This window comes from Leptolyngbya sp. DQ-M1 (assembly GCF_039962505.1).
Taxonomy (GTDB): Bacteria; Cyanobacteriota; Cyanobacteriia; order Leptolyngbyales; family Leptolyngbyaceae; genus Leptolyngbya.
In genome coordinates this window covers 99629-112156 of sequence record NZ_JAMPLJ010000002.1, presented here as the reverse complement: position 1 = coordinate 112156, position 12528 = coordinate 99629, and the positions used below count along the sequence as shown (strand labels likewise).

At 48.9% G+C, this 12528-nt stretch carries 9 protein-coding genes; 6 read left to right on the top strand and 3 right to left on the bottom strand.

What is annotated here, in order from left to right; genetic code table 11:
• The 3 genes from NC981_RS06540 to NC981_RS06530 are packed head-to-tail and all read left to right on the top strand — an operon-like array spanning position 1 to position 4388.
• Positions 1-2031 carry a response regulator gene (locus NC981_RS06540; RefSeq protein ID WP_348242132.1) on the top strand — a complete coding sequence of 677 codons (2031 nt, stop codon included), beginning with the start codon at positions 1-3 and terminating at the stop codon, positions 2029-2031.
• A gap of 15 nt (positions 2032-2046) precedes the next feature.
• Positions 2047-2490, top strand: a complete 444-nt coding sequence (locus NC981_RS06535) for a response regulator (protein WP_348242131.1) — start codon at positions 2047-2049, stop codon at positions 2488-2490.
• Between the two features lie 2 nt (positions 2491-2492).
• A complete protein-coding gene (locus tag NC981_RS06530) occupies positions 2493-4388 on the top strand; it encodes a response regulator (RefSeq protein WP_348242130.1) in 1896 nt (631 codons plus the stop codon).
• A gap of 116 nt (positions 4389-4504) precedes the next feature.
• Here NC981_RS06530 and hpnH read toward each other — a convergent pair whose 3' ends face one another.
• Together hpnH and hpnA are read right to left on the bottom strand one after the other, a co-directional pair.
• Positions 4505-5518 (bottom strand): adenosyl-hopene transferase HpnH, encoded by a 1014-nt coding sequence (hpnH, locus tag NC981_RS06525; RefSeq protein ID WP_190379648.1) that lies wholly within the window; start codon positions 5516-5518, stop codon positions 4505-4507.
• A gap of 2 nt (positions 5519-5520) precedes the next feature.
• Complete coding sequence (hpnA, locus tag NC981_RS06520) at positions 5521-6513, bottom strand: hopanoid-associated sugar epimerase (protein WP_348242129.1); 993 nt, start codon at positions 6511-6513, stop codon at positions 5521-5523.
• Positions 6514-6646: 133 nt separating this feature from the next.
• Here hpnA and NC981_RS06515 point away from each other — a divergent pair, with 133 nt between their 5' ends.
• Positions 6647-7138: a hypothetical protein gene (locus NC981_RS06515; RefSeq protein WP_348242128.1), complete on the top strand. Its 492-nt coding sequence runs from the start codon at positions 6647-6649 to the stop codon at positions 7136-7138.
• A 20-nt stretch (positions 7139-7158) separates the two neighbouring features.
• Here the strand turns inward: NC981_RS06515 and NC981_RS06510 are convergent, their stop codons facing one another.
• Entirely contained in the window at positions 7159-9630 is a 2472-nt protein-coding gene (locus tag NC981_RS06510) for a CHASE2 domain-containing protein (RefSeq protein ID WP_348242127.1), read from the bottom strand.
• Positions 9631-10190: 560 nt separating this feature from the next.
• On the opposite strand from NC981_RS06510, the gene NC981_RS06505 reads away from it, so the two are divergent.
• Positions 10191-10709, top strand: a complete 519-nt coding sequence (locus NC981_RS06505; RefSeq protein ID WP_190379644.1) for an NYN domain-containing protein — start codon at positions 10191-10193, stop codon at positions 10707-10709.
• A 148-nt stretch (positions 10710-10857) separates the two neighbouring features.
• Complete coding sequence (locus NC981_RS06500; RefSeq protein ID WP_348242126.1) at positions 10858-12468, top strand: 2-isopropylmalate synthase; 1611 nt, start codon at positions 10858-10860, stop codon at positions 12466-12468.
• Positions 12469-12528 lie beyond the last annotated feature (60 nt).

Here is a 12528-nt window from a genome sequence, read left to right as displayed (position 1 = left end):
ATGATTGATCAGCGAGGCAGTATGTCTGAGCCAGGCGTAATTTTAGTGGTCGATGATACTTTGACCAATTTGGAAGTTTTGTTTGAGTCTTTGAACAATGCAAATCTCCGGATCTTAGTTGCAGAAGATGGAGAAAGCGCAATCTCTATTGCAAACTATGCGCGACCCGATCTGATTTTGCTAGATATTCTCATGCCTGAGATGGATGGCTTTGAAACCTGCCGCCAGCTAAAAGCAAATCATACAACCGCAGAAATCCCAGTCATCTTTATGTCAGCCCTGACTGAAACGATCGATAAAGTGAAGGGCTTCAGCTTGGGGGCTGTCGATTACATTACAAAACCCTTTCAGCAAGAAGAAGTTCTTGCCCGGGTGCAAACACACCTCCGGCTTCAGCAACTGGCACGGCAACTCAGGGAGCGAATGGCACAGGAACAAGCCGCTAGAGCCGAAGCTGAAGCCCAACGCAACCGCGCCAACAATATTCTCGAAAGCATTACCGATAGCTTTTTTGCGTTGGATCAAAACTGGCACTTCACGTATGTCAATAGTCAAGCAGAATTGACGTTGCAAAGAAAACGAGAAGACTTAATCGGCAAGAACATCTGGGACGAATTTCCTGAAGCTGTGGGGGCCGAGTTTTATCAGCAATACCATCGGGTTCGGACTGAGCAAGTTGCGGTTAAGTTTGAAGCCTTCTATGCTCCTTTGAACGCCTGGATGGCGGTTCATGCTTATCCAGCCAAAGATGGAATTTCAGTGTATTTTCAAGACATCAGCGATCGCCATCGCAAACAACAAGAACTCGATCGCCTGTATCAACGATCGCAGCTGTTTGCGGATGTCACGCTAAAGGTGCGCCAATCGCTCAATGTTGATGAGGTGATGCAAACGGCAGTCGCTGAGGTGCAGGAACTTTTGCAAACCGATCGCGTTTTAATCTATCGCTTGTGGGCAGATGGAACGGGCAGCGGAGTGGCTGAAGCTGTTTTACCCGGTTGGACACCCGTACTGGGACGAAAGTTTCCTGAAGAAGTGTTTCCACTCACCCACCGGGAGCGATATCGCCAGGGCAGAATTGCCAAAATCTCGGACGTGAAGAATCAGCAGGAGAAGGTGGCAGGATGCCTGATCGAATTTGTGCAACAGTTCCAGGTTCGAGCCAAGTTAGTTGTGCCCATTTTGATTAAGTCAGAACTCTGGGGATTGCTGATTGCTCATCACTGTCGATCGCCGCGAAACTGGACAGAGTTTGAAACTGAATTGCTTCAGCAACTTGCCGATCAAGTCGGAATTGCGTTGAATCAAGCACAGCTTCTAGAGCAAGAAACCCGCAACTCGCAGGAACTAGCGCGATCGAACGCAGATTTGCAGCAATTCGCTTACATTGCCTCTCACGACTTACAAGAACCGCTAAGAATGATCACCAGCTATCTGCAATTGTTGGAGCGGCGCTATAAAGACCAATTAGACGAAAGCGCTAACGATTTTATTAGCTATGCGGTTGATGGTGCAGCCCGGATGAAGACGCTGATTAATGATTTGCTCGCGTATTCACGAGTGCAAACTCGGGGTAAGCCGTTTGAGCTAGTGGACTGCAACGAAAGTGTCGAGCAAGCGATCGCCAATCTAAAACTTGCGATCGAAGACAATCAAGCAACCCTGACTTGCGATCCTCTGCCTGAAGTGAGGGCGGATCGAACTCAGATGATTCAGCTCTTTCAGAATTTGATCAGCAATGCGTTGAAGTTTCATTGTGCTGAGGCTCCGATGATTCGGATTTCGGCCGAGCCGCGATCGGAAGAATGGCTGTTTCGGGTTCAGGACAATGGCATCGGCATTGAAGCGCAGTACGCCGAGCGAATTTTTGTGATTTTCCAGCGATTGCACAACCGCACTGAATATCCAGGGACAGGCATCGGACTTGCAGTTTGTAAAAAAATTATTGAGCGGCATGGTGGAACAATATGGGTAGAGTCTCAGACTGGAAAAGGTTCAACGTTCTGTTTTACCATTGCAGCCCACCCTTGAACGGAGTCACCCGCCTTGAACAGCTCTCTTGATCGACAAGTCGAGATTTTGCTCATTGAAGACAACCCTGGCGATGTCAGGCTCACCGAAGAAGTTTTGAAAGAAGGAAAAATCTTCAGCCGTTTAAGCGTGGTTGAAGATGGGGTGCAAGCGATCGACTTTTTGCACCACCAAGGAAGATTCGCCCGTGTGCCTCGCCCGGATTTGATTTTGCTGGATTTAAATTTGCCGCGCAAATCCGGGCGAGAAGTGCTAGAAGAAATAAAGCTCAGTTCTGACTTTAGACGGATTCCAGTTGTTGTCTTGACCACTTCTCAAGCCGAGGAAGATATTCTCCGCGCTTATGACTTTCACGCCAATTGTTACATTACAAAACCAATCGACCTCGAACAATTTATAAAAGTGGTTCGATCGATAGAGGCATTCTGGCTAACCACTGTGAAACTTCCACCAGAATAAAAATGATAGATATCCCTTTGATTAAAGTGTTGCTGATCGAAGACAATCCTGGCGATGCTCGGTTATTGCAGGAGCTGTTGGTTGAGGTGCGCTCAGCCCGATTTGAGTTGATTCAGGTTGAGCGATTAAGCCAGGGCTTACAACAGCTTCAGGCACAGAGCTTTGATGTCATTTTGCTCGATCTGTCTTTACCGGATGCCCAAGGACTAGAGACGTTTATTCAATTACATCAGCGCGATCGCAACACTCCGATTGTAGTGATCACGGGGTTGAATGATGAGACTCTGGCGAACCATGCGGTGCAAAGTGGCGCACAGGATTATCTAGTAAAAGATCAAGTCACGGGCGATGTGCTGGTGCGATCGATTCGATATGCGATCGAGCGTAAACGCGCCGAACAAAAGATTCGAGAGCAAGCAGCACTGCTGGATATTGCCACCGATGCGATTTTAGTTCAGGATTTAGACGGACGGATCTTATTCTGGAATAAGGGTGCAGAGCGGCTCTACGGCTGGTGTGCGGCGGAAATTGTCGGGCGCACTTATGAATCGCTTTCTCCCAACTCCGAGTTTGCCCCTAGAGCGGCTCAGAGCATCCTCTTTGAGCAGGGAGAATGGTCAGGCGAGCTGCAACGTACCACTAAGAGCGGCAAAACTGTCACCGTCGAGAGCCGTTGGTCGCTGGTGCGCAGCGATGATGATCAGCCAAAATCAATCTTAGTCGTGAGTACCGATGTCACCGAGAAGAAGAAGCTAGAGGCGCAGTTTTTGCGAGTTCAGCGCATGGAAAGCATTGGAACTTTAGCGAGCGGTCTAGCGCACGACCTCAACAACATTCTCACACCGATCCTAGCAACCGCACAATTGTTACAGTTTAAGTTTCCGCATCTGGATGAACGGAATCAGCGATTGTTAAAGATGTTGGAGACGAACGCGAAGCGTGGAGCCGCTTTAGTGAAGCAGGTTCTATTGTTTGCCCGCGGAGTTGAGGGCGAACAAGCTGTACTGCAATTAGAACCTTTGATTCTTGAAACACAGCAGATTGCCCAGGAAACCTTTCCAAAGTCGATCACGATCGAAACCAAAATCGCCGGGAGCTTATGGTCGATCGGGGGTAACGCAACCCAGCTTCATCAGGTGCTCATGAACCTCTGTGTGAATGCCCGTGATGCGATGCCAGACGGCGGAACACTAACCATTGCGGCTGAAAATCAATTAGTTGATCAAGCGTATGCCCAAGCAAATCTGGATGCGCGAGTGGGTTCGTTTGTAAAACTCACGGTTGCCGACACCGGAACAGGCATTCCTCCGGAGGTCGTCGATCGCATCTTTGAGCCGTTTTTTACCACCAAAGAGATTGGTAAAGGAACAGGTCTTGGTCTTTCGACGGTGCTAGGAATTATCCAAGGTCACGGTGGGTTTGTGAGCGTCAACAGTAAGGTAGGGCAGGGAACGCAGTTCGATCTATTTTTGCCCGCAGTAATGGCAATGAATGTTCAGGAACCCCAAGCCGCAGAAATTTTGTCCGGCCATGAAGAATTGGTGCTGATTGTGGATGATGAAGCGGCAATTCGAGAAAGCAGCAAGGCTTTGTTAGAGGCGTATCATTATCAAGTGTTAACCGCAGCTAACGGTAGCGAAGCGATCGCTCTTTATCATCAGCATCAAAAGGATATCCAGGTCGTGCTGGTGGATATGATGATGCCGGTGATGGATGGTGCAACCACAATCGATCGACTGTATGAAATTAACTCACAGGTTAAAGTGATTGCAATCAGTGGCATTGTTTCGCGATCGCAAACGGCGGCAACGAAAGAGGCGGATCGATTCTTGCAAAAGCCTTATACGGCTGAAGAGCTTCTAAGTACGATGCGTCAGGTGTGTGGGGCGATCGCTTAACTGAATCTATCTGATGTTTCAATCACGAGCAGATCAGCTTTAAAGACGCGAACACCGTAGGTGCAGCGAAGCTTCTAATCGCGTCTTCAAAGCTGATTATCGTAGAACGAAGTTCACTATCCGCCCAACACCGAAGTCACTGCCCGTCCAATATTTTGAGGCTGCATCGCATCCATCGCCGCAGTCGGCTCATATCCACAATGCACCATGCAATCCGCACACTTTGGATTTCCACTCTTACGCCCGTATTGGCTCCAATCGGTGTGATCCAGTAGCTCTTGGAAAGTCTTGTAATGTCCTTCGTTCAACAAATAACAAGGCTTTTGCCAGCCCAAAACGCTATAGCTCGGACTGCCCCAAGGCGTACACTCATAGTCTTTCTCACCAATGAGAAAATCAAGAAACAATGGATTATGGCTAAAGTTCCACTTCTTACCCAACTTCAGCGGTGCCAGAATCTGGCGGAACAATGCTTTCGTTTGTTCGCGCTTGAGGAAATGATCCTGATCCGGTGCCCATTCGTAAGAATATCCCGGAGAAAGTTGCATTCCATCCACACCAAGCTCAGTCAGAAAATCGAAGAATTCGTGCATTTCTTTGGGATTAGCACCGTCGAAAATCGTCGTGTTGGTGTTAACTTGGAAGCCTCTTGCCTTTGCTGCTTTAATGGCTTTCACAGCAGTATCGAACACCCCTTTACGATCGACACACTGATCATGCAACTCGCGCATTCCGTCTAAATGCACCATAAACGTGAAATAAGGCGAAGGCTTGAACTTATCGAGGCTTTTCTCTAGCAACAGTCCATTGGTGCAGAGATAGATAAATTTCTTGCGATCGACCAATCCCTGAACAATTTCTGCAATCTGCGGGTGCAGCAATGGTTCACCGCCTGGAATCGACACCACTGGAGCACCACACTCTTCAGCGGCTGCAAAACATTGTTCAGGAGTTAAATTTTGCTTCAGCACTTCGACGGGATGCTGGATTTTACCGCAGCCCGTACACGCGAGATTGCAGCGAAAAAGCGGTTCAAGCATTAACACCAATGGAAAGCGCTTGCGACCCATTAGGCGCTGCTTGACTAAATAAGAACCCACTCCGACGACTTGCTGTAGGGGAACTCCCATCGCTATCTCCTCACTGTGTCCTGATGGATGTATTGAAACCAGTGTACGGCATCTTTTAAAGCGGCGCGAATTGGCGTTTGGGGCAGTTCCAATTCCCGGATGGCTTTTTCTGGGTTGTAATACATCGGTTGCTTGGACATTCTCACGCCGTCGATCGGGATGGATGGCGCTTTGCCAAATTTTGTCAACACCGCTTCATCAATCCACGCAACGGTCAGCGGCAACCATAGGGGCACTGATCGCGCTGGAGCGCTTAACCCTGTGATTTGACTGAGTTCCTCTAACATTTGCTTCAGGCTGAGATTCTGATTGCCGAGAATGTAACGATCGCCTGTTTTGCCTTTTTGGAGTGCGAGCAAATGCCCCCAAGCGACATCGCGCACATGCACAAGGTTCAAGCCTGTTTCAACATAAGAAGGCATTCGACGCTGTAAAAACCGCAGCACAATATCCCCGGTTGGCGTAGGCTTGATGTCATACGCCCCGATCGGCGTACTGGGATTAACAATCACCACATCTTGACCGGACTGTACCGCTTTGATCGCTTCTTGTTCTGCCCAGTATTTGGATTGTTTGTAGTGACCGATCAGCTTTTCTACCGGAGATTGATATTGTTCGGTTGTCGGCTGACCGCTGGGATCAACGCCGATCGCTGCCACTGAACTGGTATAGACCGATCGCTCAATGCCTGCTGTTCTCGCTGCCGCTAACACATTCCGCGTTCCGAGAACATTGCTTTGGTAAAGGCTCGCTCGATCGCGTTGCCACAAGGAGTAGTGCGCGGCAACATGAAACAGCACCTGACAGCCCCGCATCAATTCGCTCAGATTCTCATCCAGGAGATCACCCTGCACAATCTCAACTTCTAAGCCTTTAAGATTGTCCAATCGGCTATTAGGGCGTACCAGCGATCGCACTTCAAACCCTTCTTCGAGCATCAGCCGAACGAGGTTTGCTCCGACAAAGCCTGTACTGCCTGTGACGAATGCTTTCATACGTTAAATAAAACCGTTGGTTGATTTGATACCAGAATCCTAAATCTATAATTCGGCTAAAGCTTGCTTGTGGAGTGAGGAAAACTGTTCGGTTTTGCTCTGCAACCGTCCTTTCAACATTGGAAGCTCTATCATGCACTCTCTACACTTTGGTTTTGATTGGATTCGATCGACCGTTCTCGCTTCAACTTTAATTGCCGTCAGCAGTTTACCCAGTTTTGCAATTCCTCAGTCGTCTCTCACATCCTCGCAGGTTGGCAACTCTACTGCAACTCAGGTGATTGCTCCTTATCAAGCGCCGCCTCAATTGCTTGTGATTCAAAGACCGCCGCAATATACTTCGTCTTTTACTCAGGGAGCTGGCGTGACGATCGCTCAAACTGCCGCGCATGGCTTACCGCGATCGCTGGAAATTGGCTACGCTTTGACCGCACAATTGCCGCGAAGAATCGGGGGCGGTGGTACTGATTCCTTGCCTCAGTTGGTGTTCGTTCCTCAAGGTGTTCAGAATACGGGTGGCGAGATTCTTGCTCCGGTACGATCGTCGATCCAGACGTATCAGGTTCAGACGGATCAAGGGTTTCTGGAGCAGACGACTCAAAATGTGATTAACTTCTCGCTCTAGAAGGCTGAAGTCCACTCCTTCTACTTATGCTCTGGAGGTGGCTCTGTTGGCGGTAGTTCCTCTTCTCCAAAGGTCTGAGGCCAAGGGCGCGTTGTTGTGATATCGTCCTCAACCTCGATCTCTATGGCGGCAAAAAATTCCGGCGGCAGCGACAAGGTTGTTAGATTGGTTAATTGACTCAAATCTTCAAGCACCGCTTCTGCCGATTGATAGCGCTGCCGAAAATCACGATGGACTAACTTAGTGAGAATGGCAGCCAGCGAACCGCTGACGATCGCTCGATCACGCCAAATAATTTCACCGGTCTCTGGATCTTCTTTGAGGTGGCTCGGCGGTAATCCTGTCAGCGCTTGAATTCCAATCATTCCCACTGCATAGAGATCGCTATTAAAGCGTGGATTTCCTGCACATTGCTCCGGAGGCATATAACCCTGCGTTCCAATCCCGATCGTCGCAGTGGCGATCGCGCTTTCGGTGAGTTGATGATGCAGTTCTTTCACCGCACCGAAATCAATTAAGACTAATTGCTGATCGCTCGATCGCACAATCAGATTGCTTGGCTTGATGTCGCGGTGAATCACTTTGTGATCATGCACAAACTTGAGGATCCCGATCAGATCTTGCATCAGTTCGACGAGCCGTGCTTCCGGTAAATGTCGTCCGATCGGTAGATCCTCGCTCAAGAGTGTCCCCTCGATGAACTCTTGAATCAGATAAAACTCTCCGTCTTCTTCAAAATTTGCCAGCAGTTGAGGAATCTGATCATGCTTTCCTAAACGTTCTAGGCTGTCAGCTTCGGATTTGAACAAGCGACGGGCTAAGGGTAAATGCCTCGGATTGTTGCTTGTCGGTCGCAGATGTTTCACAACACAAGCCGGATTTCCGGGGCGCTGGGTATCCTCGGCTAGATAAGTTTGACCAAAACCGCCTGAACCGATGATTCGCGTAATTTTGTAGCGTCCACTCAGTTTTTTACCAATAATTTCCTGCTCGTGTTCTTGGAGCAAGCCTTTATACTCATCATGATCGCGAATAATCTCCTGCACCATCGGTGTTCTTGCAAACTGCTTTAGCCGCTTGCGAAGTTGGCGCTTGTTGCGATAGTCATGCGCGAGTCCTGTTCCCAAGTATGAAACACCCGTCAGCAGAATAGCTCCGACTGGAACCGCGATCGGTAGAATCATCAATCCCTGCGTAAACGCCGCATATCCCACCCCTGCCCAAAAGAACGCGATCGCACTTGCCCACCCCAATCTAGCTGTGGGTTGTTTGGCTTGAGTTTGAATCAATCCAGCAATCAGAACCAATCCGGCGATCGCCGCTCCTGCAATGACTGAATTCGGCAACGCATCGCGAATCGATTTATTTTCGAGCAGCGTGGCGATCGCGTTGGCGTGAATTTCAACGGCGGGCATCCTGCCCACAGGCGTATTTTCCTCGCCACTAATATTAGAAGCCGTCGAACCGATTAAAACAATCTTGTCTTTAAAAATCTCGCCTCGTCTAAGAAAATCGCTGTTCCAATTCTCCTCAGACAACACAGTCCAAAACGGAATTGTTGTTCTACTAAAGGTTCCATCTCCCCCGTAAAAAAAGATCGTGTTGCCCTTTGGGGGCGCAGGTTGAAGATTTGCTGATCGCAAGGTCGCGTCTGCAAATGAAATAATCCTTTCCTCGTCAAACAAAGCTGCTATCTCAGGCGACGATCGCTCATACTCGACCGCTTCACTGCCCAACCGATGAATCTTCTCGTTTGGCTCTGTACGATATTCAATAAATCCGTAGGAAGCGTTCGGCGTTCGGAAGGGGCAAAAGGGTAACGCCAGCCGCATTTGCTCACCTTGACGGTTATCAAGCCGATCGCTGTTTACCGATAACGTAACCCGCCCATCGTAGCGCTGTAAAACTTGCTGTAAAGCGCGATCGTCCTCGGCAATTTGCTGCTTGGGATCGCTGCAATCGGTAGAAGTTTCAGTCTGACTAAAACTCGGTAAATCCAGCAGCAAATTGACACCGACTGTTTTTGCTCCTGCCTTCATCACGCGATCGATCGCTCGTGCATACGCACTCCGACGCAACAACCGACTCGATCCCGACAATTGCAGCAGCGTCTCATCGTCGATCGCCAAAATCACAAGATTATCCGGAGTTGCCACCGCTCCCCGAACTTTAAACATCGCGCTTTGGGTCTGACGCTCCCAAGACTGGGCAAATTTCGGCTGAGTTGCGGTGATTAATCCAGACACGATCGCACAGCCCAGCATTAGCCCGTGCCCCCATTGCCCCCATTGCCCAAATTGGAGGTCGCGCTTGTTTCCAGCAGTTTCCGTCACCGCAATGGCGCGATCGCGTTTGTACTCGTCATACGCCTCGATCGGCATCGTCTCAGTGGTCGGATTCTCAGGTTGTTTAACAGTCGTTTGCCGAAATAGTCCAGAACGTAGTGTCAGCGATAAGGCTCGAAGAAGAGAAGGAGTTACTTTTTTTGACATGACTGAGAGATCCGGGCGTGTTTGATTAATCAAGCGCCTTCAGCACGATTCAGGACGATTTTGTCATTACGATCGTTTTATCGCAATCCTCTAATCCCGCAATCTTACAAGTCACGCAGGTCGGCTATAAAAAAGAGTCAGTACAACTATAAATTCTCTAAAAAATCCGCCTAATAGCTGAGGAACTGTTCTAACTGCTCTAATTAACTAATGTTAAGCACTATTTCTTACTACGATATAAAGCTGGTTCAAAATGTTAGGAAAACCCCTACAGTTTAGCGATAATTGCGCTCGATCGCGTCGGTCAACACCTGCGCTCTGGTTCTATCTCACCTTAAAACAGAGCGGATTTGTGTGGGGGCATCACGATGGCAGAGCGGACTAAGAACGGCTAGCTTGTATTTCTAAACGGAAAAGAGTTAGTTCCTGCTAGCGGATCGATGGCAGGTGATGAAAGGGCTGAAAGAGATCCTGCGATTTTTCAGTCCGCTCTCAGTTTTCCGTTGTTAAAATTAATTATTCTCATTTTTGCTTCTACAAATTCTAGGTCTTTAGCTTCTATGCATTACTCGATGAACCGTCTTTCTATTTTTGTAGACGGAAACAATATGTTCTATGCACAGCAAAAGAATGGCTGGTTTTTTGATCCCAAGCGCGTATTAGAACACTTCACAGCAGAAAAAAACGTTGAATTGATTAACGCCTACTGGTATACCGGATTGAAAGATCCCCAAGACCAGCGCGGCTTTCGAGATGCTTTGATCAGTTTAGGCTACACGGTGCGGACTAAAATTCTCAAGGAATATTACGACGATTCTTCGGGTCGATATTCGCAAAAAGCGAATCTTGATATTGAAATTGTGGTCGATATGTTTAATACCGTGGAGCAGTACGATCGCGTGATTCTGTTTAGCGGCGACGGTGATTTTGAGCGAGCGATCGAGCAATTGCGCTCGAAAAACACGCATATTACAGTCGTCTCAACCGAGGGGATGATTGCGCGGGAATTACGGAATGTCACCGATCGCTATATCGATCTCAACGATATTCGCTCCTATATTGAAAAAGCCGATTATTAGTCAAGCTTCTCTGACTCGACAAGGCAGCGTACTACAATAAGGGTTACAATCACGACAGAAATTCTTTTGTCGCTGTGTTCCAACGGTTTGGAAAGCGCAATTGAATTGATTGTTTCTTTACGACACATACACTACACCTAGTCGAGCTATGAACGCATCTCATTCCGATCGCATTCTGATTTTCGATACCACTCTGCGCGATGGCGAACAGTGCCCTGGCGCAACCCTGCATGTGGATGAAAAACTTACGATCGCGCGTCAGCTTGCTCGACTCGGTGTAGACATTATCGAAGCGGGGTTTGCTTTTGCCAGCCCTGGAGATTTTGAAGCGGTACAGAAAATCGCTCAAGCGGTTGGCACTCCAGACGGGCCTACGATCTGTAGCTTAGCCCGTGCAATTCCCGCAGACATCAAAGCGGCGGCTGAAGCGCTCAAACCTGCGGCAAAACCCAGAATTCACACCTTTATCTCCACTTCTGATATTCACCTGGAGTATCAACTGAAGAAATCCCGCGCGGAAGTATTGACGATCGCGCAAGAAATGGTCGCCTATGCGAAATCCTTCGTCGATGATGTAGAATTTTCGCCGATGGATGCGGCTCGGTCTGATCCCGAATATCTGTATCAAGTGCTAGAAGCCGCGATCGCCGCTGGTGCTAAAACGATCAACATTCCCGATACGGTCGGCTACATGACACCGAGCGAATTCGGTGACATGATTCGCGGCATTAAACAAAACGTTCCCAACGTCGATCAAGCTATCATTTCCGTTCACGGTCACAATGATTTAGGATTAGCCGTCGCTTGCTTCCTCGAAGCTGTGAAAAACGGAGCGCGTCAGCTTGAATGCACGATCAACGGCATCGGAGAACGGGCTGGAAATGCTTCACTTGAAGAACTGGTGATGGCGCTGCATGTGCGGCGATCGTACTTTAACCCTTACCTCGGTCGTCCGGCAGAATCCGAAGCGCCGCTTACCCACATCAACACCCAAGAGATCTACAAAACCTCGCGCATGGTGTCCAACCTGACAGGGATGTTGGTGCAGCCGAATAAAGCGATCGTCGGTGCCAACGCTTTCGCCCACGAATCTGGCATTCACCAAGATGGAATGCTAAAGAATCGGCAAACCTACGAAATCATGGACGCGAAAACGATCGGTCTAACCGATACGCTTTTAGTTTTGGGTAAACACTCTGGTCGTAACGCTTTCCGCTCTCGTCTGAACGAACTCGGATTTGAGCTAACCGACCAGGAAATCAACAAAGCCTTTGTCCGGTTCAAAGAACTTGCCGATAAGAAAAAAGAAGTCACTGATCGCGATCTAGAGTCGATCGTCAACGACGAAGTTCAACAAGTCCCCGACCTCTTCCGCTTGGAACTGGTTCAAGTCTCTTGTGGGAACACCACTTGCCCGACTGCAACCGTTCGCTTGATCAATCCTGACGGTCAAGAGTTGACTGATGCCGCAACCGGAACAGGCCCAGTTGATGCCGTTTACAAAGCGATTAACCGCGTCGTCAACGTCCCAAACCAACTGATCGAATTCTCGGTGCAGTCAGTGACAGCCGGAATTGACGCGATCGGCGAAGTCACGATTCGGTTGAAGTATGGCGATCGGATTTTCTCCGGACACTCTGCCAACACCGATATCATCGTCGCGTCGGCACAAGCATACGTGAATGCGCTTAATCGCCTGTATGCGTCGTTGCAGATCACAGAGAACAAGCAAGCTGTCGCATCTCAAACCGCAAATTAGTGCATTTAGGCTAGAGTTTGGCGGTGCAGCTCCTCAGGCTGCACCGCCTTTTTTAACGTC